This is a genomic window from Bacillus sp. LBA3-1-1.1 (assembly GCF_040676495.1).
Classification (GTDB): Bacteria; Bacillota; Bacilli; order Bacillales; family Bacillaceae_G; genus Bacillus_A; species Bacillus_A nitratireducens.
In genome coordinates this window covers 42,365-63,048 of sequence record NZ_JBEGIB010000007.1, presented here as the reverse complement: position 1 = coordinate 63,048, position 20,684 = coordinate 42,365, and the positions used below count along the sequence as shown (strand labels likewise).

At 35.3% G+C, this 20,684-nt stretch carries 29 protein-coding genes and 2 pseudogenes; 14 read left to right on the top strand and 17 right to left on the bottom strand.

Going from position 1 to position 20,684, the window contains the following annotated elements:
* Positions 1–18: 18 nt before the first annotated feature.
* From MRBLBA3_RS08020 to MRBLBA3_RS08010, 3 genes are all read left to right on the top strand, one after another.
* Entirely contained in the window at positions 19–525 is a 507-nt protein-coding gene (locus tag MRBLBA3_RS08020; RefSeq protein ID WP_000051748.1) for a DUF4178 domain-containing protein, read from the top strand.
* 13 nt (positions 526–538) lie between these two features.
* Positions 539–1,357: a DUF4247 domain-containing protein gene (locus MRBLBA3_RS08015; RefSeq protein WP_000071203.1), complete on the top strand. Its 819-nt coding sequence runs from the start codon at positions 539–541 to the stop codon at positions 1,355–1,357.
* Positions 1,358–1,457: 100 nt separating this feature from the next.
* Positions 1,458–1,676: a hypothetical protein gene (locus MRBLBA3_RS08010; protein WP_212088256.1), complete on the top strand. Its 219-nt coding sequence runs from the start codon at positions 1,458–1,460 to the stop codon at positions 1,674–1,676.
* Positions 1,677–1,836: 160 nt separating this feature from the next.
* Here MRBLBA3_RS08010 and MRBLBA3_RS08005 read toward each other — a convergent pair whose 3' ends face one another.
* Together MRBLBA3_RS08005 and MRBLBA3_RS08000 are read right to left on the bottom strand one after the other, a co-directional pair.
* Complete coding sequence (locus MRBLBA3_RS08005; RefSeq protein WP_000411241.1) at positions 1,837–2,709, bottom strand: YitT family protein; 873 nt, start codon at positions 2,707–2,709, stop codon at positions 1,837–1,839.
* Positions 2,710–2,885: 176 nt separating this feature from the next.
* Positions 2,886–3,920 carry a YdcF family protein gene (locus MRBLBA3_RS08000; RefSeq protein WP_212088254.1) on the bottom strand — a complete coding sequence of 345 codons (1,035 nt, stop codon included), beginning with the start codon at positions 3,918–3,920 and terminating at the stop codon, positions 2,886–2,888.
* Positions 3,921–4,632: 712 nt separating this feature from the next.
* Here MRBLBA3_RS08000 and MRBLBA3_RS07995 point away from each other — a divergent pair.
* Positions 4,633–4,866, top strand: a complete 234-nt coding sequence (locus tag MRBLBA3_RS07995) for a spore germination protein (protein WP_000862559.1) — start codon at positions 4,633–4,635, stop codon at positions 4,864–4,866.
* Positions 4,867–5,035: 169 nt separating this feature from the next.
* On the opposite strand, the gene cydB is transcribed toward MRBLBA3_RS07995, so the two are convergent.
* Positions 5,036–6,064 carry a cytochrome d ubiquinol oxidase subunit II gene (cydB, locus tag MRBLBA3_RS07990; RefSeq protein WP_363380645.1) on the bottom strand — a complete coding sequence of 343 codons (1,029 nt, stop codon included), beginning with the start codon at positions 6,062–6,064 and terminating at the stop codon, positions 5,036–5,038.
* A complete protein-coding gene (gene cydA / locus MRBLBA3_RS07985) occupies positions 6,054–7,403 on the bottom strand; it encodes a cytochrome ubiquinol oxidase subunit I (protein WP_363380642.1) in 1,350 nt (449 codons plus the stop codon). The genes cydB and cydA overlap by 11 nt, the downstream gene beginning before the upstream one ends.
* A gap of 223 nt (positions 7,404–7,626) precedes the next feature.
* Between cydA and MRBLBA3_RS07980 the strand changes: the two genes are divergently transcribed.
* Entirely contained in the window at positions 7,627–8,190 is a 564-nt protein-coding gene (locus tag MRBLBA3_RS07980; protein ID WP_000838171.1) for a beta-class carbonic anhydrase, read from the top strand.
* Here MRBLBA3_RS07980 and yidD read toward each other — a convergent pair.
* Positions 8,187–8,423: a membrane protein insertion efficiency factor YidD gene (gene yidD / locus MRBLBA3_RS07975; RefSeq protein WP_000809328.1), complete on the bottom strand. Its 237-nt coding sequence runs from the start codon at positions 8,421–8,423 to the stop codon at positions 8,187–8,189. The genes MRBLBA3_RS07980 and yidD overlap by 4 nt on opposite strands.
* A gap of 128 nt (positions 8,424–8,551) precedes the next feature.
* Between yidD and luxS the strand changes: the two genes are divergently transcribed.
* Positions 8,552–9,025 carry an S-ribosylhomocysteine lyase LuxS gene (gene luxS, locus MRBLBA3_RS07970; protein WP_001141371.1) on the top strand — a complete coding sequence of 158 codons (474 nt, stop codon included), beginning with the start codon at positions 8,552–8,554 and terminating at the stop codon, positions 9,023–9,025.
* A 118-nt stretch (positions 9,026–9,143) separates the two neighbouring features.
* On the opposite strand, the gene MRBLBA3_RS07965 is transcribed toward luxS, so the two are convergent.
* The 6 genes and pseudogenes from MRBLBA3_RS07965 to ytzI form a co-directional block, all read right to left on the bottom strand.
* Positions 9,144–9,374, bottom strand: a complete 231-nt coding sequence (locus MRBLBA3_RS07965) for a YczI family protein (RefSeq protein ID WP_363380638.1) — start codon at positions 9,372–9,374, stop codon at positions 9,144–9,146.
* 11 nt (positions 9,375–9,385) lie between these two features.
* Positions 9,386–9,624: pseudogene (locus MRBLBA3_RS07960) on the bottom strand (hypothetical protein).
* Between the two features lie 28 nt (positions 9,625–9,652).
* Positions 9,653–9,883, bottom strand: a complete 231-nt coding sequence (locus tag MRBLBA3_RS07955; RefSeq protein WP_044737489.1) for a DUF3953 domain-containing protein — start codon at positions 9,881–9,883, stop codon at positions 9,653–9,655.
* Between the two features lie 378 nt (positions 9,884–10,261).
* Entirely contained in the window at positions 10,262–10,492 is a 231-nt protein-coding gene (locus tag MRBLBA3_RS07950) for a YczI family protein (RefSeq protein ID WP_212088252.1), read from the bottom strand.
* A 14-nt stretch (positions 10,493–10,506) separates the two neighbouring features.
* Positions 10,507–10,620: pseudogene (locus MRBLBA3_RS07945) on the bottom strand (DUF3953 domain-containing protein); the annotation flags it as partial.
* 1 nt (position 10,621) lies between these two features.
* Positions 10,622–10,771 (bottom strand): YtzI protein, encoded by a 150-nt coding sequence (gene ytzI / locus MRBLBA3_RS07940; RefSeq protein WP_212088250.1) that lies wholly within the window; start codon positions 10,769–10,771, stop codon positions 10,622–10,624.
* Between the two features lie 83 nt (positions 10,772–10,854).
* On the opposite strand from ytzI, the gene MRBLBA3_RS07935 reads away from it, so the two are divergent.
* The 3 genes from MRBLBA3_RS07935 (at position 10,855) to MRBLBA3_RS07925 (ending at position 12,384) form a co-directional block, all read left to right on the top strand.
* Entirely contained in the window at positions 10,855–11,172 is a 318-nt protein-coding gene (locus tag MRBLBA3_RS07935) for a hypothetical protein (protein WP_000428378.1), read from the top strand.
* Positions 11,173–11,256: 84 nt separating this feature from the next.
* Complete coding sequence (gene mutTA / locus MRBLBA3_RS07930; protein WP_098216341.1) at positions 11,257–11,736, top strand: antimutator 8-oxo-(dGTP/GTP)ase; 480 nt, start codon at positions 11,257–11,259, stop codon at positions 11,734–11,736.
* A gap of 111 nt (positions 11,737–11,847) precedes the next feature.
* Entirely contained in the window at positions 11,848–12,384 is a 537-nt protein-coding gene (locus tag MRBLBA3_RS07925; RefSeq protein WP_363380634.1) for a DUF3267 domain-containing protein, read from the top strand.
* Positions 12,385–12,488: 104 nt separating this feature from the next.
* Here MRBLBA3_RS07925 and MRBLBA3_RS07920 read toward each other — a convergent pair whose 3' ends face one another.
* On the bottom strand, positions 12,489–13,163 hold the full coding sequence (locus MRBLBA3_RS07920; RefSeq protein ID WP_363380631.1) for an HAD family hydrolase: 675 nt from the start codon (positions 13,161–13,163) through the stop codon (positions 12,489–12,491).
* A gap of 93 nt (positions 13,164–13,256) precedes the next feature.
* Here MRBLBA3_RS07920 and MRBLBA3_RS07915 point away from each other — a divergent pair, with 93 nt between their 5' ends.
* Together MRBLBA3_RS07915 and MRBLBA3_RS07910 are read left to right on the top strand one after the other, a co-directional pair.
* Positions 13,257–14,375: a recombinase family protein gene (locus tag MRBLBA3_RS07915; protein WP_328021065.1), complete on the top strand. Its 1,119-nt coding sequence runs from the start codon at positions 13,257–13,259 to the stop codon at positions 14,373–14,375.
* A gap of 225 nt (positions 14,376–14,600) precedes the next feature.
* Positions 14,601–14,828, top strand: a complete 228-nt coding sequence (locus MRBLBA3_RS07910; RefSeq protein WP_000849114.1) for a hypothetical protein — start codon at positions 14,601–14,603, stop codon at positions 14,826–14,828.
* A 34-nt stretch (positions 14,829–14,862) separates the two neighbouring features.
* Here the strand turns inward: MRBLBA3_RS07910 and MRBLBA3_RS07905 are convergent, their stop codons facing one another.
* Genes MRBLBA3_RS07905 through MRBLBA3_RS07895 form a run of 3 tightly spaced genes read right to left on the bottom strand, consistent with a single transcriptional unit; the run spans position 14,863 to position 17,445 of the window.
* Positions 14,863–15,669 (bottom strand): ABC transporter permease, encoded by an 807-nt coding sequence (locus MRBLBA3_RS07905; RefSeq protein ID WP_212088244.1) that lies wholly within the window; start codon positions 15,667–15,669, stop codon positions 14,863–14,865.
* Entirely contained in the window at positions 15,662–16,426 is a 765-nt protein-coding gene (locus tag MRBLBA3_RS07900) for an ABC transporter ATP-binding protein (protein WP_071744410.1), read from the bottom strand. The genes MRBLBA3_RS07905 and MRBLBA3_RS07900 overlap by 8 nt, the downstream gene beginning before the upstream one ends.
* Before the next feature lie 11 nt (positions 16,427–16,437).
* On the bottom strand, positions 16,438–17,445 hold the full coding sequence (locus tag MRBLBA3_RS07895) for an ABC transporter substrate-binding protein (protein WP_363380626.1): 1,008 nt from the start codon (positions 17,443–17,445) through the stop codon (positions 16,438–16,440).
* 120 nt (positions 17,446–17,565) lie between these two features.
* On the opposite strand from MRBLBA3_RS07895, the gene MRBLBA3_RS07890 reads away from it, so the two are divergent.
* Both MRBLBA3_RS07890 and MRBLBA3_RS07885 read left to right on the top strand, forming a co-directional pair.
* Positions 17,566–17,862 carry a DUF3986 family protein gene (locus MRBLBA3_RS07890; protein ID WP_363380623.1) on the top strand — a complete coding sequence of 99 codons (297 nt, stop codon included), beginning with the start codon at positions 17,566–17,568 and terminating at the stop codon, positions 17,860–17,862.
* 26 nt (positions 17,863–17,888) lie between these two features.
* On the top strand, positions 17,889–18,104 hold the full coding sequence (locus MRBLBA3_RS07885; RefSeq protein ID WP_363380787.1) for a hypothetical protein: 216 nt from the start codon (positions 17,889–17,891) through the stop codon (positions 18,102–18,104).
* Positions 18,105–18,181: 77 nt separating this feature from the next.
* On the opposite strand, the gene MRBLBA3_RS07880 is transcribed toward MRBLBA3_RS07885, so the two are convergent.
* Entirely contained in the window at positions 18,182–18,433 is a 252-nt protein-coding gene (locus MRBLBA3_RS07880) for a hypothetical protein (RefSeq protein ID WP_363380621.1), read from the bottom strand.
* 145 nt (positions 18,434–18,578) lie between these two features.
* Between MRBLBA3_RS07880 and MRBLBA3_RS07875 the strand changes: the two genes are divergently transcribed.
* Positions 18,579–19,190, top strand: coding sequence for a YwbE family protein (locus tag MRBLBA3_RS07875; protein ID WP_363380618.1), 612 nt, complete (start codon positions 18,579–18,581; stop codon positions 19,188–19,190).
* A gap of 41 nt (positions 19,191–19,231) precedes the next feature.
* Here MRBLBA3_RS07875 and MRBLBA3_RS07870 read toward each other — a convergent pair whose 3' ends face one another.
* Positions 19,232–20,485, bottom strand: coding sequence for a glycosyltransferase family 39 protein (locus MRBLBA3_RS07870; protein ID WP_363380616.1), 1,254 nt, complete (start codon positions 20,483–20,485; stop codon positions 19,232–19,234).
* Positions 20,486–20,684: the final 199 nt, after the last annotated feature.

Sequence of the window (20,684 nt, the reverse complement as noted above, 5' to 3'; positions counted from 1 at the left end):
GAAAAGGAGGGGTAGATTGTGAGCTTATTTAAACGTATTAAAAATATAATGAAAAGCCCGGAGCCGCCAAAGCCAGAAAAGAGTCTGTTAACGTTAGCTCCTGGCGATATGATTGAGGTTTCGTTAGTAATGTACGAATTAACTGGGAAAACGAGTATGCATTCTCGCAAGGAGATCGTTTTAACACTGCAGGACGGGAAAGATATTCGTTATTTAAAAATTGAAGACCGTGAAAATACGTATTACAAATTGTATACACCGATTGACGGTCGTTTAGATTCAATTGATGAAATTCCGACGACGATTGAAATGGATGATATAGAGTATCATATGGAAGAACAATATAATGGACGTGTTGTTGTAATGGGAAAAACGCCATTCGCTGCCTCAGAAGAACAGTACGTATGGGAATTCCAGTCTGACAACCGCAAATTATTACGTGTTGAATGGCAAAATGGTCGCACAATGATGTATGAGGGAGAAGCAATTATTCCTGCTGATGTACAAATCATAAGAGCAACATAAGGGGGGCGTAATCATGTCAAACCGATTGTTTACCATGATTAAATCGTTCGTGATCCCTATACTTGCTATCGTTACATTACTTGTTATTGCCGGTTATGCTTTATCGGGCTGTCAAAGTGGTCAGGCGAAGTCAATTCAGGACCGTTATCCGCTAGAGTCTGTCGCAAAGGATGGTAAACAAGAATCTTACGTGTATAGGGCTGCCAATCGGTCAGTTCCTGAAGTTGCAAAGGAACTTATAGCCGAAAGGAAACCGAAGCAAGCATCTAAAGAAGACGAAAATCAAATGTTCCTCGTTTATTCCGATAAAATGTATAGTTTACAAAAGGATAAAGAGAAACCATCTGATACGTTAATTGAAATAAGTAATGAAGAATTTGTCCGTCAAAATTACCAACCATCCTTCTTACAAGGATATATTATGGGGAGTATATTAAACGATATATTCGGTTCTAGAAAATCATCATACGGTGATTATCGCGGATATAATGACAGACAAAATCATAAACCGGTTATCCCGGAAAGACCACCTACGAAAGAAGAAAAGAAAACCCCGCCTCCAATTACGAAGGAAGGGAAAGGATCTATCATTAAGCGAGGCGATAATGTAGATCCGAAATCATCTGTAGGTGATAAAGGAAGTATTACGGAAAAAGGAAGTAAAACGACGCCTCCGCCTTCTACCGGAAGCAAAGGGAAAATTACAAAAACACCAGGTGGCTCGAGCGGATCAGATGTGAAGCCGAAATCATCTATTAAAACGCCGCCAAAGAATACATCTCCTCCGAAAACGAGGGTCGGTGGTTCAGGGAAGATTACGAAGAGAAGATAGTATAGAGACCGAAAAGTGAAATTTGCTTTTCGGTCTTTTTTTTATTATGGGAATTAATTCCTTATAGCTGGTACAATTAAGTTATAAGGAGGAGATTATTATGAGTATATATAAAAGGTTTAGTTTGATTATGTTCCTCGTCTTATTCCTCAGTTTGTTTATTAGCACAACGATGAAATTTCACTTTATAGTAGGTATTCTATGGATACTATGTACATGTACTCTCTTTCTATATGTTCCGCTTCGCTTTCAACATGAAGTGCCCGCTTTTCAAAAATACGTAGAGTGGATTAAGAGAGGAGGAAGATGGGGGAAGTGAAATTATATCAGCCATTATTAGAATATATCGACTGCAACTCCAAATATATCAGCGATTTTTACAATATATCGATTTACCGAGAAAAACTGACAACGACAGCAACTTAATAATAAAAGGAGGCTGCACCAAAATTTTGGCACAGCCTCCTTTTTCATAATGATTAATGAATATCACGTTTCTTAAAGTTACCGCCTTTTACTTCTGCTACGTCATAAACTGTAATAAAGGCATTTGGATCGATTTCATTAATAAGTTCTTTCATTTTACTTTCTTCTAAACGGTTAATTACGCAAGAAATTTCTTTGAATTTTTCTCTTGAATAACCACCGTATACTTCGTTATACGTTGCACTTCGGCCTAAACGATCGCGAATGGTTTCTACCATTAATTCAGGCTCTTTTGTAATGATTTTAAATGCTTTCGAACCACTTAAACCAACTTCAACGATATGAATCACTTTCGAAGCAATAAAGTAAGCAATTGCCGAAAGGATAGCTCCTTGAAGGCCGAATACTGTTGATACGAAAATAAATACGAACATGTTTAAGAATAAAATAAGGTCACTCGTTCCGAAAGGTAACTTACGAGAAAGCAATACAGCTAGCATATCGATTCCATCTAATGCTCCACCGTTACGTAATGCTAGTCCCATACCAAAACCGATAATAATACCACCAACAACTGTAACTAATAATGTATCGCCTTCAATAATAGCTGGTATTCCGTGCATGACAACGGTACCTATTGCTAACGAAGCAATCCCGATAATAGAATAAATTGCAAAACTTTTACCAATTTGTTTATATCCTAACCAAACGAAAGGAATGTTAATAACTGCGATTAGAGCTCCTAATGGCAATCCAAATAATCTTGAACTAACGATACTTAAACCAGTCACACCACCGTCTGATACGTTATTTGGAATTAATACGGCTTCTAATCCGTATGCTGTGATAAATGCCCCAATAATAATCATCAAAGCTTTTGAAGCGATTTTTAGCTTATTGGGCTTGTTTTTGATAATTTTCTCCATGTAATTTCCTCGTTTCAAACTAGTTTCTTATTTGTTACGTAATTCACACCTAAAGTCTATTTTAACATTTTACTTGAAAAAATTCTCCTTTAATGGATGTATGCAGGGAATATTATCTTTAAAATATTTTTGAAATGAGTATAAGAAATCCCATCCTTTCAAAGGATGGGAGACTATTAAGAAATGATAAAACTAAGCACGGATAGGAATAAAAAGAATCCTAAAATAGCTCCGCAAACTTTCATATGACGTTTACGTCCCATCACAACAATTGCGACATATTCACGAATCATTGCGTTAGGCCAGTAATAAAACGCAGTTTTGGATCCAATTCCTTGGCTATTAAGACCCGCTTGTTTTGCATATATACCAGCGCGGAAAAGATGGAAATTATTCGTTGTAAAAATACTTCTATACTTACCTTCGGGCTTTAATGAATCCATAATTTCTTTAGAGAACAACATATTTTGATATGTGTTTACAGAGCGATTTTCTTGCACTGTATGTTCAAGAGGAATTCCTTTTTCAATAGCGTAATTTTGCATCGCTTCTGCTTCCGGAAGCCCTTCATCTGGACCTTGTCCACCAGAGAAAATGATTGTTGGTGGTGTATTCACAGCGGCTTGTTTCCAGTAAAAGTCGATTGCTTTATTAATACGACTTGCAAGTAATGGCGGTACTTTATCATTAATTAAGCCGCTGCCAAGAACGATGATGAAATCTTGATTACGCCTTGGTCTGTTGAATTGGTACAGAAAATAAGCCGTTAAGAAGTTAGATAGGTGTATAAAGAAATATACGGTTATAAGAGAAATACCAGCGAAAATAGGCTGGAAATGTGATGAGAACAAACTTGCTGGATTTATAATAGGGAGTAACATAAAGAATAAAATACCTAAAGCAGCAATGAGTGTTAAACAGTTAGTGAAACGTCTTCCTTCTCGTTTCATTAAAATTCTAGCATTCAGAAATAACCCAAACATTAAAGCGACAATACCAAAAGGAATCATAATGATAAGTGCTAAAATAGGTAGCAATATAATTGAATGCAGGGTATTATTGCCTGAATCATAGGATGTAATAGTACAAAAAATAAGGAAAGAACAGAAAAAGGCATTAAATAAAAAGCCGTTTATTATTTTCCGTGGGTCTTTTAAGTAAGAGATAAGAAAAATAATAAACAATATAAGAGGAATAATTCCGAAATACATAAGTAGTGTACACCTCAATTTGTATAATAATTTGACATACATTCTATATTACATGATTTTATAATTGGAAATGAAAGAAAAAGGATTTTGAATTTTCTTAATAAAGTATATGGATACATATGTTAAAATGTATTCAAGGCGATATATTAAAAGTAAAATGGTTGAAGAGGCACTCTGTGGAGTGTCTTTTTCTTTTTGGTATGTAATTCTGCATATTATGTTTATTTTCAAGGGAAGAGGATTAAAATATAAGTTGTGGATACACGCTATAAAGCAGAATTTTATATTAATATTTACCTCTACTCTTTTTGTACCTAACAATCTTGTAACAATTCATGATTCTGTTTTCTAGTGTGTGTTTACAAAAAGCGGGATGGGGTATATATAAACAGGGGAAAGGACGTCTTCTTGAAAGGCGTCTTTTTGTTTCTTAATATAGATAGTTTTCACTATTAACGTAGTGTAAACTATCTATACTAAACATTAGCAATCTTCCGTATAAAGATTATCAATTCACTATATATTACAGCGGTGTTAAGCTACATATGAAAGGCTTTCTTTTTCAAAATATTACCCCTAATAAAATTTTGAAGAAGTCAACTGTCTCCAAACTTGCCATTAATGCTTAGAGAAAAAGCACTCAATTTGAGTGCTTTTTCTTATTGAAACATGCTATTTTTGTAGGCGATGTTCATAAAATAAAAGTAGCGAAATGAAAGTAGGTGACAAAATGCCAGCTATCGTTGAAGGTGTTATTATTGAGAACTGTAACGGGACAATTAACTTAGGTGATAAATATAACGTACATCCGATTGAAAAAACGAAAGCTTATAACGGATCGGGATCTTCAAATACCGGATTAAATGTGAGAACATTCAGTGGTATTAGTACGGCAGATGTAATGGATAGCGATGTGTATGACCAAGTAATTCAATCTACGTTATAATTTTTATATGTAAAATTGCATAAAGTGATATATTTGCCTTGTGATATAATGGAGTTGTGAGCTGTTAGTGATTCTTCTTTATCATAGTTGTTATATTAGAAATGTAACACCTTATCGAAAATCATACGTATACGAAAAAAGACACTTCGCTCGAAGTGTCTTTTTCATTTTAGTGATAGCCTTTAGCAGAGTCTTTATGAATCTTATCTTTAAATATGGTGTAGCTCCAAAGTTGATATCCAATAACGATTGGTACCATGACCATTGCAACGAAGAACATAATTTTTAAGTTTAATTCACTACCTGCTGCGTTGTATAACGTTGTGCTGTATGCGTCGTTAATACGTGATGGTAACATTCTTGGGAACATACCTGCAAAGCCAGTTGTCATAAACATTGCGATTGTTAAGCAAACGAATGTAAATGCAAGGCCAATTTTATGTTTGTACACCATAATAAGTGCTAGTACACTCATTAACATTGCAAGTACTGGAAGAATAAATAGTACAGGATATTCCGTAAAGTTTTGGAATAAATTTGTACGATTTGCAGTTGCTACGTAGAAAATAGCGAGAATGATAGCAGCTGCCATTGAAAATGGTCTTGCGATTTTATAAGCGCGATCCGATACTTCACCAGTCGTTTTAATCATAACCCAAAGGGCACCAGATACGACGAATATAGCAGTGAAGAAAAGACCACCTAAAATACCATAATGGTTTAGTAAGCTAAGTAAAGTTCCTTCATAACCATCTTTTCCAATTTGTAGTCCGTAATATAGGTTAGCGAATGTAACGCCGAATAAGAAGGCGATTAGGAAACTACCAATTGTAAATGCCCATTTACAAGTTTTTTGCCAAATTGGTGAATCGTCTTTATGCATAAATTCAAGTCCAGCGGCACGAGCAAATAGTGCAAGTAATACTAAAAATAGTGGTGTATATAGGTAGCTAAACATATTTGCATATGTGATTGGGAAGGCAGCAAATGTTGCGCCACCAGCTGTAATTAACCATACTTCATTACCACCCCAGAACGGACCAATAGCTTCTTGTAATTGATTTCGTTCTTGTCGGTCTTTCGCAACGAATGGGAAAATCATTCCGTTACCGAGTGCGTAGCCATCAAGAATGAAGTAAACTGTCCAAATTACGCCCCATAAACCGAACCAGATGATTGCAAGCATATCATGAGACATGAGCTGTACCTCCTTCAGTAGCAGGCTCTTCTAATGCAGCTGGTCCTTTTTTTGCGAACTTTAGCATTAAATATACGTCTGCAATTAAAAGTAAAGTGTAGAACAATATTAAACTAATTAATGAGAACCAAATTTGTGGAACTGATATAGGTGATACAGATTCTGCTGTACGCATTAGTTTATAAACTGTCCACGGTTGACGACCTACTTCAGCGACAATCCAACCAGCGTTAATTGCAATGTACGGAAGTAAGACAGACCACATTGTAATTTTTAAATAACGTTTTGAGTTTTCTAGTTTTCCTTTACGGTTTAAATAGAAACCGTACCAAGTTAATGCCATAAAGAACATACCCAGTGCAACCATTAAGCGGAAGCTATAGTACACGAGGTTAACGTTTGGACGATCTTCTTTCGGAATATCTTTTAAACCAACAATCTCTCCAGCAAATGAGTTTGTATAGAAGAAACTTCCGAGTTTTGGAATTGTAAGTAGTTCAAAGTTCTTTTCATTTTTCACATCAGGAATTTGAATGATTGAGAAACCTTGTCCTTTTCCAGTTTCCCAAACTGCTTCCATCGCAGCTCCTTTTGCTGGTTGATACTTAGCTGCTGATACACCGGATTGATGTCCCATAAAAGGCGTAACAGTTGCGGCGAATAAGCCTAACATTAAACCAAACTTAAATGATTTTTTGAAGAATTCCACTTCATTTTTACGTAGTAAATGATATGCACTAATTGCCATAACGAAGAAAGCACCGACAATATAACAACCAATTACAGTATGGAAGAACATATTCCATGCATATGGATTTGTAACAAGAGCCCAGAAGTCATTTAATTCAGCACGGCCGTTACGTACTACGTATCCAACAGGATTTTGCATAAATCCGTTTGCTGTAATAATCCAAAGGGCAGATATATTTGTTCCAAGTGCAACCATCCACATACAGAAAGCACGGAACTTTGGTGAGATTTTGTCTTTACCGAATAACCATATTCCCATGAAAGTAGATTCTAAGAAGAAGGCAACGAGTGCTTCGATTGCGAGAGGTGATCCGAAAATATCCCCCATATATTTGGAGTACTCAGACCAGTTTGTTCCAAATTGGAATTCCATCGTAATCCCGGTTATAATCCCCATTACGAAGTTAATTGTAAATAGTTTTCCCCAGAAATTTGCCATTTTGCGGTATGTTGGATTCAATGTGCGGGCGTATTGAGTTTCCATACATGCTACTAAAATAACAAGTCCGATTGTCAAAGGTACAAATAAAAAGTGATAAAAAATAGTAATTGCAAATTGAAAACGACTCAGTAACAGAACGTCGGACATAATAAATATTCACTCCTTTTTACATTATCTACAGTTAGTTTATAGTGAGAATAGGGGGAAAGTATGTGTGACTTGTTACAAAGCTGTGTGTATATTTTGAAAGAATTATGGCGGTTATCTGAAAATATATTGCTTTTACAATAAAGCAATATCCTTTTTGAGTTTTTCATATTTTGGTACACTATATATGTAGTGTAAATGAGAGAAAAGAGGGTTTTTAACTATGAAGTCATTAGAAGAGATTTTACAATACAATGAAAAGTTCGTTGAAGAGAAAAAATACGAAGAGTATGAAACAGGAAAATTTCCAAATAAAAAAATGGTAATTATCTCTTGTATGGATACACGTCTTGTTGAACTATTACCGAAAGCAATGAATATGCGTAACGGTGATGTGAAAATTATTAAAGTAGCAGGCGCTGTTATTTCACATCCATTCGGAAGTATTATGCGTAGTATTTTAGTTGCTGTATACGAACTTGGTGCCGATGAAGTTTGTGTAGTTGGTCACCATGATTGTGGTATGGCAAAAATTCAAGCAAGCAGTACAATTGAAAAAATGAAAGAGCGCGGCGTAACAGAAGAGAAATTAGATACACTTCGTTATTCTGGAATCGATTTAGAAAGATTCCTACAAGGGTTCTCTAGTGTAGAAGAAAGTGTAGAACATAGTGTGTCAATACTTCGCAACCATCCATTACTTCCGGGAGAAGTACCTGTTCACGGTCTTGTTATAGATCCTGACACAGGAAAATTAGATTTAGTTGTGAATGGTTACGACAATTAAGAATTTACTTTGTCATCCTTTTTATCTGGGACAGGATCAAATCCTCCTGGATGGAAAGGGTGGCATTTTAATATACGCTTACATGTAAGCCAAAATCCTTTGAGTGCACCATGTTTTTGAAACGCTTCTAATCCATAATGAGAACAAGTTGGATGAAAGCGGCATGTTGGTGGTGTCATTGGAGAAATGAACTTTTGATAAAAGCGTATAATACCGATAAAAATCTGTTTCATAATGGTCTCCTTTTCAGCATAGTCTTAAAGTATTATAGCACGACCGTACATAATTCTTTACTAATATTGATTTCCGTTATATCATATTGGATATAACGGAATTAAATTAAAAGCGGGAGAGATGTTATATGCCATCAGTAGAAAGCTTTGAATTAGATCATACAATTGTAAAAGCGCCTTATGTAAGACATTGCGGAGTCCATAATGTAGGTAGTGACGGTATTGTAAATAAATTTGATATTCGTTTTTGCCAACCGAATAAACAAGCAATGAAACCAGATGTTATTCATACGTTAGAGCATTTATTAGCATTTAATTTACGTAAATATATTGATCGTTATCCGCATTTTGATATTATCGATATTTCACCGATGGGCTGCCAAACAGGGTATTATCTTGTAGTAAGTGGGACACCGACAGTTCGTGAAATCATTGATTTATTAGAACTAACATTAAAAGATGCGGTTCAAATTACAGAAATTCCAGCTGCAAATGAAACACAGTGTGGCCAAGCGAAGCTTCACGATTTAGAAGGAGCACAACGCTTAATGAACTTCTGGTTGAGCCAAGATAAAGATGAACTTGAGAAAGTGTTTGGATAAAATGATACTTTAATCAGTGGGTGAGAGTCTTATTGCCTACAAATAGAGGGATAAAAAGGAAAACTGCCTGTGAAAGGGCGGTTTTTTTATTTTGTTAAGAGAAAACTTGCTCTTCTTTTTATGAAAGTATATTAGACACCCCGACATATAAAATAAAGGCAGAACCGAGAAAATAAACAAATGCTTTTGTTTTTTGCTGTTGTTTTACTTCATCAATTCCAAAAAGGATAAACATAATACTTAAAAGGATAAATACCAATGGTAAAAGCATAGAGAAGTTTGCAAAGAGGTTAAGTAGAGCGAGAATGAGGGCAATCGTTGCTAGTATAATTCGAATGTTTTTTAACATATAATCCTCCTTTAGAAGAACAGCATAAATGGACTAACAAAAACAATCGTAAAAAGACTTAAACCGATGCTAATAGCTCCAATTTACTTTTGCTGTTTTGAATGGTCTCAATTCCTACTAAAATGCTATATAAGCTAAAGAGAAACAAAATGATAGGTGAAAAGATTTGAAGGTTCATTGTAAATAAGCTGTATAAACATAGAATTAAAGTAATAAAAACGGTGATTAGTTGTAAGTGTCTTATGTGTATTTTAGCCCTCCTTAGTAGAAAGAGATAGTTACCGAGAGAAAATAATTATAGCGACGATTAAGGTGAATACGCCAGAAAAGAAGGAGAGTGTACTATTTACTTTCTTTTGTTTCTGTTTTTCTTCTGCGCTCATGATGAAAGCCATAATAGATAAGGCGATGAGCATATAAGGCATTGTAATAAGCGCGTTTGTAAACATTCCGGATAGAGCGAGAGCGATGACGATAAGAGCGGATATAATGCGAAAGGTTTTTAGCATACTATTCTCCACCTTTTTCGTTTTTTTTATTGTCCTCAAATGTATTACCTGTTCGAAAAAGCAAAATTGGTGAAAATAATCGTCAATAGGTGATTAAAAGTACATGTCACCTTTAGCGAAAGTAGGTCGATATTAAAACGAAGAACATAAGACTAGAAACGAAAAAATACGGGATACTCATTGATTTCCGTCCGGATTTCAGTTCATTAATTCCCATAAGAATAAAGAAACAACTGAAAGTAAATTGTATGTATGGGAGAATTGTGAAATTATCGGTAATAAGAGCATAAGTGCACAGGGCGAGTGTGAGAAGCATGAGAATTGCTAAAGAAATCCGTAATCCAGTTAGCATTGTATACCTCCTTTTAAATAGAATATTTACCGAAATATTTCTGAAAAGCCAAGCAGTAAAGCACCAGCTCCAGCCATGAAAGCAAGTATGCTGCTAGATTGTCTATGTTTTTTTATTTCTTCTGCACCTATAGTGAAAGCCATAGCCCCTAAGAAAATGAACATGTAAGGCATAATGTCTCTGTTACCACTAATAAAACTATAGATTGCGATAGATAAAGCGATAAGTGAAAAAGTAATTCGAACTCCTTTTAACATAAAGGCCCCTCCTTCTATTTGATATAGGTAATGATGAGGACAATCCAAGAGAAAGTTCCAGCAGCAATACAAATAAATCCGGTTCCTGAATCCTTTTTCTTTATTTGTTCAATTGCGATGCGAAGCATACTATGAGTCCTCCTTATTATTTTTCGAGTAAGGGTTATCTTCTGGTTTATCAACGGAATGTTTATATGCGTATCCTTTATTAATCGTCATGACGGAGAGCACTAATACAATCAGTACGATTATAATGCCGATAATTAATATTTTGAGCATGAAATCCCTCCTTTTCTTTATTTTACATAATTTTGTAATTGATGAAAACAATAGAAATTAAATGGATGAAAGAAGGGTGTTACATGGAGAATAAAAAAACATATTATATATCAGTTGGAAATGGTCAAATTTCACAAGTGAAGACGGCGGACACGTATAATTTTGAAATTTATGCAAATGACGAGGAAATTACAAAGTTAAGAGAGTATTTTGATCAAGCATATGAAGAAGATCTAGGTTCGTTTGTACGCTCCCACGTTCCATTCGTTGAGTATCATCATGATTCAAATAATGATCGATATGATGAACAACTACAAGAAGCATATAAAATGATTTATGATTTAGGAAATCATGAAACGAAAGAATTAGTCGCGCAAATGGGAATAATCAATGGATTATAATTGGATAATATTATGCAGAAAAGCGAGAATATGCTACAATTTGTGGTAGGGAAAGCTTGTAACCATCAATAGGGGAGTAATGGCATGTACAAATTTAAAGATTATTACCACAACACTGTACAATTATCGTTTGAACGTTACCCATTTTCTCCTGAGCCAAAGCATGTTTGGGTTGTATGCCGGTACGGGGATCAATGGTTATTAACGCATCATTTACGCCGCGGTCTTGAATTTCCAGGTGGTAAAGTAGAACTCGGGGAAACACCGGAAGAAGCGGCAGTTCGAGAAGTTCATGAGGAAACCGGCGGCATAGTTTCTGATTTAACTTACTTAGGACAATATAAAGTATCCGGAAAAGACAAAATAATCATTAAAAACATTTATTTTGCAACAATTAGTGCGGTAGAAGCACATACGCATTACGAAGAAACGAAAGGGTCTGTTTTATTAACAGAAATTCCTGATAACATTAAAACGGATAGAAAATTTAGCTTTATTATGCGCGATGATGTATTAGCGCGTACGATGAAACATATAGAAGAAATCGGCTGTTTTACGAAGTAAAATGGCCGATTTCTTTTTTGTGTTTAAGAATAAATGTAAATATATCTTTACATGTTTTTGGGTATATTATACAATTTTGTAAAGATATCTTTACTTTTTAGGGGGGAGAAGATGGTTAATAAAAAAGAAACTACAGTTTCTATTTCGATGTTTAAATTGAATGTGTATGGAGTTATTTTTACAATTTTATTAATGGGGATAGTAGTTTTTTTACATATAACCTTTTTGGAAAAGGGAGAAGTCGGAATTGCATTATCAGGTATGCTTCTTCTTATTTTCGCTATGGTTGCTCTCATATGTATTCATGAAGCTTTACATTTAATCGGTTTTCGCTACATCGGAGGAGTTCCATGGAGTGAACTAAAATGGGGCGTCAATTGGAAGTTAGGTGTTGCATACGCCCATTCCCAAAAAGCAATTACAGTAAAGCAAATGAAGAAAGTGTTAATGTTGCCGTTTTTACCGACAGGAATTTTACCAATTGCAATTGGAGTAGCAATGAATTTTCCTGAGCTTTCATTTCTAGGGATTCTACTAACAGCAGGTTGCATTGGTGACCTTGTCCTTTATCAAAAGGTCTCAAAATTTCCAGACGATGCACTAGTTATGGATCATCCGAGCAAACCGCAGTTTACAGTATATGAATAGTAAAGGGAGAGGAGGCGTTTTTGAACAAAATCCTCCTCTTATGATTGTCAGCTTTTATCGGTAAGTCGATATCTCTTGTCGAATCGCTCATATAATTTCAGTTACTATTGTCTTGTTTTTATCCCCACCTCTAAAAACGAAAGAACCTCTAACAAATCATCTACCACACATGAATGTTCAAAGTCACCCCAAAATGAATCTCTCTTCCAAACGCCAAGAATCCCTACTTGTTCAGAACCAAGCACATCGTTTTCTGGATGATCTCCAACGTAAAGACATTCTTCTGCTTTAACATTTAGTTTTTGCAAAGCACGTTCGAAAATTTCTCGGTGTGGTTTCTTAATTCCTTCCGCTTCTGAAACAAGAATTATGTTTGTATACGTATGTATGTTTAGTGCTCGAAGGTTGTTCATTTGGAAATCAGTAAAGCCGTTTGTAATAATACCGATTTTTATATTGTGCTGCGTTAGTCGTTGAAGTAATTCATGCATGTTTGGGAAAGGAATGCAGTGATGTTGAAAGTTTGTAATGTAGTCATACAGCAGTTGCTCTGGTGTTAAAGTAGTGATGTTGTATTCGCAAAGGAGAGTAGCATATACTTTATCTTTCCACGTATATCCATTAGTATCGAGTTCAAGAAAACGAGAGCAATACTCGGCTTGTTCAATGTTCGTAAAGTGAAGGGAAAAGCGATTATATTGGTCATGAATAAATCGCCCTAAAGACTGATGACGATCTAATAGTGTCCCATCCAAATCGAATAGCACCGCACGAATCATATGCAACCTCCTCAAAGTTTTTATAAATAATTATCGCATATTCGTTGGAAAATGATTATCATATTTTTGTAGACTGTAATGACGGAGGGGCAAATGAAAGAACTGTATGGAAAATTAGTTTGTTTTATCATTTCAATTGGTTTAGTGGCTGGATGTGATATGGCGGAGCAAACTTCGAAAAGAGAGAAAAAAGATGTATGCGAAACGACAGAAGAATGCACACAAATAGGCGATAATAAGCTTCAGAAAGTATATAAAAAGATAGATGGACTTTCAGAACTTGAAGTACTAGAGGATTATGATTTAGAAGGAAGTTCAAGTAATGATATGAAAGAAGCGGAAATGAAAAAAGAGGATGATGAAAATTATTTCTTTTTAGCTTCTTATTATATTGATGGTGATGAAATTGTAGACCCTTATTTCGATAAACTAGATCGCAAACGATTGAATAAGGCTTTCGCTGAAGATAAAGAAGCGAAAGAAGAGGTGCTGATACAACGTCAAGATAGAGGGTATCATCAGTCGTTATGGGATATGTACAGTACTCTTATTCCAGCTAAGTATCGTACTGAAATAAAAGAGTTTGATATGGTAACAGATGGCTACGATGGAATTGTGGCTCATGTTATGCCAAGTATGGAGTATCCGAAAGAGTGGGTTCTTAGTTTAGATGCGCTTGATTCTGCAGTAAATATTGATCAAGTGATGAAAACATTAATTCATGAGACGGCTCACGTATTGACACTGGGACATAAACAAATACCAGTAAATGAAAAGTACTTAAAGGCTTTTGAAGAAGATAAAGATATTTCATCATACCAAAATAAATGTAAATCGCTTTTCTTACAAGAAGGATGTGCGAAGGAGAGCTCTTATATAAATCAATTCCATAATTTGTTCTGGAAACCAATTGAGCAGGAGTGGACAGAAAAGAAAGTGGAAGAAAGCGAAGAAGCTCAAATTGAATTCTTTAAGGAAAAGCATGATGAGTTTGTTTCACTGTATGGAACGACAAATGTAGCAGAGGATATTGCGGATACATTTACAGCGTTTATATTACAAGATTCAAAAAAGGTGAAAGAAGGATCAGAATTAAAATATAAAAAAATTGCTTTCTTCTATCAATTTCCTGAGCTTGTAAAAATGAGAGCGGAAGTGTTAGCAGGATTATATGATGTTTCGAAAACGATAGAACAACAAAGTGGACACTAAGGCGATTGATGTGTTCGATATATGTTAGCCAAGGGAAAACGTGAAGAATTTTACTTCTTTGCGTTTCTTTATGTTTATAAGATTGAAAATTCTGTCTTTTTTAAAAAAGAAGAAGGAACTGAAGCTTTAAAATAGAATTAGTATAAAAATGTCACAAATTAGACACAATTATAATGCGCATATTATAGGGGCTATAAGTTTACTCTCGAGGAGGTAATGAAGCGTATGAAAACGATTCTTGCGGTTGCTGGTCTCATTTGGGTAATGTCTCACGGTTTTCCGATTTTTGAAGGAGAGCAAATTCGTAGTGCATTAAATAAAGAGTTTAATGATTATCATATTATTGATCGAAAAGATAATGTCGTTACAGTGCGTGTGAAAGATTGTTTCCATACAGTTACGGTTGCGAATGGAAACGTTACAAATGAATCAAAAATGTGCGATAAAAGATAAAAGAAAGAAGCTGACTCTGGCGTATCGCTCTAAGTCAGCTTTTTTTTCGTTTTCCGATAAGGAGTTTTTCAAACGCCTCGACAAATACATACATAAGAGTTGCGAGGACGCAAGTGAGCAATACACTGAGCAAGACGAGTGTGAAATTAAAGACTTGGAATCCATAGCTAATTAAATAGCCAAGTCCTTGTTTAGAAACGAGGAGTTCCCCAAAAATAACACCGACCCATGATAAGCCAACATTCACTTTTAACGTTGAAATAATTGCAGGGAAAGATGAAGGGAGAATAACGTGCGTATAGCATTGCCATTTATTTGCGCCAAATGTGTCCATGACCTTTATATAGTTGGAATCGACTTCTTGGAATGCGCTGTAAATAACGAGAATGGTAATGATGATGGAGATGATTACTCCCATTGCGATAGAAGATGAAATGTTTGGACCAAAAATAACAATGATAATTGGACCGAGTGCAACTTTTGGCATTGCATTTAGGACAACGAGATAAGGATCAAGTACGCGGGCTAAAAGTGGCATCCACCAAAGGAAAGTAGCGATAATAGCTCCGAGTACAGTTCCGAGAATAAAACCTACTCCAGTTTCCAGTAATGTCGTCCATATGTGAATCCAAAGTGAACCGTCAATCCATTTCGCTAAGAAGAGATCCCAAATGCTCGAAGGAGAGCTAAAGAGTAAAGGATCAATCCACTCTTTTTTACTAGCTATTTCCCATAGTGCAAAAAAGAGGATGAGCAGTAAAAGCTGTAAAGAACGTGCTAACCATGCGCGCCTGCGTTCTTTTTTCCGAAACTGTTCATGTAGTTGTTTTATATTATCCAAGTCGTTCCAACTCCTTCCATATTTCTTGGAAGAGGGATGGGAAGTCATGGTGGTGGCGTGCTTCTAACGGTGATAAGGAACGAATACTTTCTGGGACGATGAACGTTTTTGCAATTTTTCCAGGGTTCGCCTGCAGTAAATAAATACGATCACTCATCGCGATTGCTTCTTCAATATCGTGTGTCACGAGTAGAGATGTTTTTTTATAGTTACGTAATAATGTGAAGACGAGATCTTCTAGTTTTAACTTTGTTTGATAATCGAGTGCGGAAAATGGTTCATCCAGCAATAAAATTTTTGGATCGGTCGCTAACGTTCGAACGAGTGCTGCACGTTGGCGCATACCGCCGGATAGTTCGCGAGGATATTGCTGTTCTATATCATGCAAACCGACTTGTTGCAAAAGCTTTAATGTATGTTCTTTCGTATATTCGTCATAAATCTTCCGAATATGAAGTCCGAGCATAATGTTTTCTTCAATTGTTTTCCATGGAAACAAGTAATCTTGCTGGAGCATATAGCCCATAGATGGGGTCTTAGTTGTAATCGGTTCACCATCTAAAAATACGATACCTTCAATTGGATCAAGTAGCCCTGCGATGATGGAGAGGAGTGTTGTTTTTCCGCAACCACTCGGACCAAGAATAGAAATAAACTCGCCTTCTTCTACTTGTAAACTCATATCTTCAAGAATAAGTTTGGCATTTTCTTTTGCAAAAAAGCAGTGAGAAACGTTACGTATTTGTAAAAAGCTCATACACTTCGCCTCTATTTCTTAATAACGCTTTCGGCAATTTTTGTATTGACGAGCGTTTCATGTGGAACTTCTTTTTGTAATTCGCCAGCTTCTTTCATAATCGTTTGGAGCTGTTTCCATTCAGAAGCATCTAATAATGGATTTGTCGCATAAGAATGTTGTTTTTTGTAGCGCTCAATTACTTTCACTGAAATGTCTTTTGAAGTGTCTTTAAATAGTGGTGAAACAGCATTGGCAATCTCTTCTGGACTATGAGTATCAACCCATTGCTGTGCTTTATATAGTGCGCGCGTGAATTTTTCAGCAGAAGCTTTATCTTTCTTTAAGAAACTTTCTTTTGCCATAAACGTTGTATACGGAACATTGCCAGATTCAGCTCCAAAAGACGCGACGATATAACCTTTTCCTTCTTTTTCCAGTATACTTGCAGTCGGTTCAAAGAGCTGTACAAATTCTCCTGTACCAGATGCAAAGGCATTTGCAATATTAGCAAACTCGATATTTTGAATTAAGTTCGTATCTTTGCGAGGGTCAATGCCATTTTTCTTTAAAACATATTCCCCAACCATTTGCGGCATGCCGCCTTTACGCTGTCCTAAAAACGTAACGCCTTTTACGTCGTTCCAATTAAAAGAGTCTAATTTTTTACGGGAAACTAAAAATGTGCCATCTGTTTGTGTAAGCTGCGCAAAATTAATGACAGGATCTTTTGCTCCTTGTTGATGAACATAAATAGACGTTTCTGAACCAACAAGTGCAATATCGATTCCGCCAGATAAAAGGGTGGTCATCGTTTTATCTCCGCCAGCTGTTGTTTGTAAGTCAATATTTAAACCTTCCTCTTTAAAAAATCCTTTTTCAATTCCAACATATAATGGTGCGTAGAAAAGAGAGTGGGTAACTTCGCCAACACGAATTTTTTGATCTTGTTCTTTCGTACTTTCCTTTGTGCTACTACAAGCAGCGAATGTGAAAACAGCTAGTAATATGATGCAAAAAACGGTAATTAATTTTTTCACTATATGACACCTCCTAGAAGTCAATCTACAAGCATGATATGTAGGTAAGTGCCCATATGTGAGTATAGATAGCAGGAATTTTTTGGATAGTAAAGAAGTACAAATATAAGGGGTGATAAAATGGATTACGAATACGATGATAGCGTACATTTACATCTTGATTATTTCGGAACTGAATGTGATATGGAATCGATTGCTTATAAGAGGAAGCATGAAGACGTGTGGGATGTGTATTTTAATTTTGGAGTATACGGTATTCAAAAAGATGATGTAGGGGCAGGAATGTTTATGGACGAATATGCCGGTTATTACGTTTTTTCTGTACATGCTCGTGATTTGAGCTGGGAAATTGGAAGTGCTCAGTTTGAGGAATGGGTTTTGAAGAACCATATAGTAGAAAGAACGCTTCAAAAATAGGGAGGAATTTCGTGATTTGATTTCTCATATTATTGTTTATTTGCCTAAATGGAATTTACATCATGCAAGTGCTCACTTACCGATTTGCAAAGAAAAATATTCATAAATACAAAAGATTGAAATTGGTTCATATGTGGTTAGATATGACTATGAAAAAGGGTCCGAGATTAGATTTTTTTGATTTTATCTTTATAGTAATCGTAAGTATCATATGGAAAATATGGATGCTTCCTCTTATATAGTAAACATGCTAATCATTTCATCATTTTCCTGTTCATAATAAATAACGAAAAGAACCTGTCACATGACAGGTTCTTTTCTATAATAATAGTTTTCCAAAACTCGTGCCGACAAGTAAAACCGCGCTTGCAAAAATTATAGTAAAGATTATTTGTTTCTTTTTATAATTTAAAATGGTAATTGTTAAAAAAGAAAAGAGGATAAGAGTATGAGAAAGCAATCCAAGTGCTAACGGTTTGTGAGAAATAATGCGAATGAAGAATGGAATAAATAGTATGAAATAAGTAATGAGGAACAGTTTTTTTGGAAATGAGAGTATATGTGTATTCATATCGACACCTCCTTTTTCAAATTGTAGCATGTAGCGTTCCATGAAAATTCCAATGTATACGACAAATTACGACAAGGGAGTTCATACATATTTGCTATTCTATTAAAGGTCATTATTTGTAATGTATATATAGGAGGATTTTTTAATGTTAAAGAAATTATTATTATTTTTACTTACAGGCTTATGCGTAGTTGCTTTAACAGCTTGTAAAGATGAAGAGGACAAGCTGAAAGCGGCGGAAGAACAGAAAATAGATGAGAAGAAAATTGAAGAAGATAAGAAGGGAGAAGAGCAGCAAAAAGCAGAGGAAGAAAAACGTAAACAAGAAGAGCAGCAAAAAGCGGAAGAAGAAAAGCGTAAGCAAGAAGAACAACAAAGAGTAGAAGAAGAAAAACGTAAGCAAGAAGAGCAACAAAGAGTAGAAGAAGAAAAGCGTAAGCAAGAAGAGCAACAAAGAGCAGAGGAAGAAAAACGTAAGCAAGAAGAACAAAGACGTGTACAAGAGCAACAAAAACAACAGTCTGCACAACAAGAGAGAACAAAAAAACAAGAAAAAACAAGACAAGCAACAGGTGGGAAACCGACAAGATCGCAAATTTCGGTCGGTTCACATGTGGTTATCCAATTAGATACAGATTATAGTAAAACAGTGAGTGGTGTTGTGAAAGATATTTTAACAAATAGTGAAACACATACGCATGGAATTAAAGTTCGATTACAAGATGGACAAATTGGCCGTGTGCAAAGTGTTGGATAAATAAAAAAGAGGTCGTCCATTTTTGGACGACCTCTTTTTTATTATGCTTGGTTAGTGCGGAAAAATGGAAGCTTCTGCACAGTGTAAACTAACCCATATGCAAGAATTAAGCACATAAGAGGGTTAATGAAAAATCCGTAGCGATTAATTGCTAAGAATAAGTTTGAGAAGATGATGTAAATAACAGAACTTGCTACTAGCATCATAACGCGTTTATGTTTAAATGAATTTAGCATGCAGCAGAAACTGCTCAAGAATGTACCTATGATGAAGACTTTATGACACATTTGCATAAATTTATGAATATGGTATTGGTCTACAGCAGGAGCTGTTTTGAATAATTCAATTGTTTTACCAACAGTGAACCACGAGAACCAATATGTGAAGTCCGTTTTAAATCCATTTTTGATTAAATCTTTTGCGTATGCATTTTTATCCTCTAAGCCCTGGGCTTTCATTTGATTAACTACATTTTCATAGCCAATTTTGTTAAATGGATCTGCACCGGCAATTAATGGGTCCGCACCTTGGGTTGAGAATAAGATAAATTGATTGAACGCTAAATAGTTACGAACAACCCAGGCACCGATAATAAAGAGCGGGCCAATGAGCCATAATAATCCAATTCGAATTGAGTCTTTAAATCCATATGTGAACAAGACGACAAGAACAGGAATGAGCATCATTGGAGCTGGATTTGGACGGAACATAAGTAAAATGGAAACGACAATTCCGAACCATATATGGAATTTCACTTTATTATATTTCCATGCGAGAACAAATACATATACACTTAACGTTAATAAGAATATTGAAGGAACTTCGGTTAATAACGTACGGAAGTATGTATAGTTACTTGGATAAATAGCATATAAAATACTTGCGACAATTCCATAAATATTCTTTTCAAATAATTCTTTTCCAATTAAGAATACTAATAAAACTGTGCCGAGGTTCAGTATCATATTAATGACAGTTGCCACGTAATAGTAAGGAAGTGATGTAACATCAGAAATAATCATAGCGCCAGCTAATAATAGTGGCTGACCTGGTGTGATGTATGCATTTTTTCCAGGAACTTCACTAGGCTCCAAATAAACATATCCAAAGACACCGTGTTTTAATAGCTGTTCAGCTGTTAATGAATAGTTGAACGCATCATATGCACCATATGTTACTTTGACTACCTCTCCATTTAATCCTGGCTGTTTTACTAGACAAAAAACATGCAACAGGAAAGAAAGCGCCAAAATTACATATACCGCTTTAGGCAAATTTTTAAACTTATTTAACAAAAATGAGCAGCTCCTTTTTTATTAATTCTTTCTTATTTTCATGGTAAAACCCCAATAGTATTAAGGTTTTCCAAAACATAGTTATTATATCATAAAGTGGAGCGTAGTAATTTGATTTTTCAATACTTCATAGTCTAAATTCCAAAATTTAACTGATAGTTAAGGGATAATTAAGAAAATATATTTATAGTAAAAGCAA

Bases quoted from the DNA above. Each gene is read 5' to 3' on its own strand.
- MRBLBA3_RS08015 (WP_000071203.1), top strand. From the start codon at position 539: ATGTCAAACCGATTGTTTACCATGATTAAATCGTTCGTGATCCCTATA.
- ytzI (WP_212088250.1), bottom strand. From the start codon at position 10,771: ATGCTCAAAATATTAATTATCGGCATTATAATCGTACTGATTGTATTA.
- MRBLBA3_RS07980 (WP_000838171.1), top strand. From the start codon at position 7,627: ATGAAGTCATTAGAAGAGATTTTACAATACAATGAAAAGTTCGTTGAA.
- MRBLBA3_RS07910 (WP_000849114.1), top strand. From the start codon at position 14,601: ATGAAAACGATTCTTGCGGTTGCTGGTCTCATTTGGGTAATGTCTCAC.
- MRBLBA3_RS08005 (WP_000411241.1), bottom strand. From the start codon at position 2,709: ATGGAGAAAATTATCAAAAACAAGCCCAATAAGCTAAAAATCGCTTCA.
- MRBLBA3_RS07915 (WP_328021065.1), top strand. From the start codon at position 13,257: ATGAAAGAACTGTATGGAAAATTAGTTTGTTTTATCATTTCAATTGGT.
- MRBLBA3_RS07995 (WP_000862559.1), top strand. From the start codon at position 4,633: ATGAAAGTAGGTGACAAAATGCCAGCTATCGTTGAAGGTGTTATTATT.
- MRBLBA3_RS07925 (WP_363380634.1), top strand. From the start codon at position 11,848: ATGGTTAATAAAAAAGAAACTACAGTTTCTATTTCGATGTTTAAATTG.
- MRBLBA3_RS08010 (WP_212088256.1), top strand. From the start codon at position 1,458: ATGAGTATATATAAAAGGTTTAGTTTGATTATGTTCCTCGTCTTATTC.
- MRBLBA3_RS07935 (WP_000428378.1), top strand. From the start codon at position 10,855: ATGGAGAATAAAAAAACATATTATATATCAGTTGGAAATGGTCAAATT.
- mutTA (WP_098216341.1), top strand. From the start codon at position 11,257: ATGTACAAATTTAAAGATTATTACCACAACACTGTACAATTATCGTTT.
- MRBLBA3_RS08000 (WP_212088254.1), bottom strand. From the start codon at position 3,920: ATGTATTTCGGAATTATTCCTCTTATATTGTTTATTATTTTTCTTATC.
- MRBLBA3_RS07920 (WP_363380631.1), bottom strand. From the start codon at position 13,163: ATGATTCGTGCGGTGCTATTCGATTTGGATGGGACACTATTAGATCGT.
- MRBLBA3_RS07900 (WP_071744410.1), bottom strand. From the start codon at position 16,426: ATGAGCTTTTTACAAATACGTAACGTTTCTCACTGCTTTTTTGCAAAA.
- MRBLBA3_RS07880 (WP_363380621.1), bottom strand. From the start codon at position 18,433: ATGAATACACATATACTCTCATTTCCAAAAAAACTGTTCCTCATTACT.
- yidD (WP_000809328.1), bottom strand. From the start codon at position 8,423: ATGAAACAGATTTTTATCGGTATTATACGCTTTTATCAAAAGTTCATT.
- MRBLBA3_RS07955 (WP_044737489.1), bottom strand. From the start codon at position 9,883: ATGCTAAAAACCTTTCGCATTATATCCGCTCTTATCGTCATCGCTCTC.
- cydB (WP_363380645.1), bottom strand. From the start codon at position 6,064: ATGTCTCATGATATGCTTGCAATCATCTGGTTCGGTTTATGGGGCGTA.
- MRBLBA3_RS07950 (WP_212088252.1), bottom strand. From the start codon at position 10,492: ATGTTAAAAGGAGTTCGAATTACTTTTTCACTTATCGCTTTATCTATC.
- MRBLBA3_RS07875 (WP_363380618.1), top strand. From the start codon at position 18,579: ATGTTAAAGAAATTATTATTATTTTTACTTACAGGCTTATGCGTAGTT.
- MRBLBA3_RS07890 (WP_363380623.1), top strand. From the start codon at position 17,566: ATGGATTACGAATACGATGATAGCGTACATTTACATCTTGATTATTTC.
- cydA (WP_363380642.1), bottom strand. From the start codon at position 7,403: ATGTCCGACGTTCTGTTACTGAGTCGTTTTCAATTTGCAATTACTATT.
- MRBLBA3_RS07965 (WP_363380638.1), bottom strand. From the start codon at position 9,374: ATGTTAAAAAACATTCGAATTATACTAGCAACGATTGCCCTCATTCTC.
- luxS (WP_001141371.1), top strand. From the start codon at position 8,552: ATGCCATCAGTAGAAAGCTTTGAATTAGATCATACAATTGTAAAAGCG.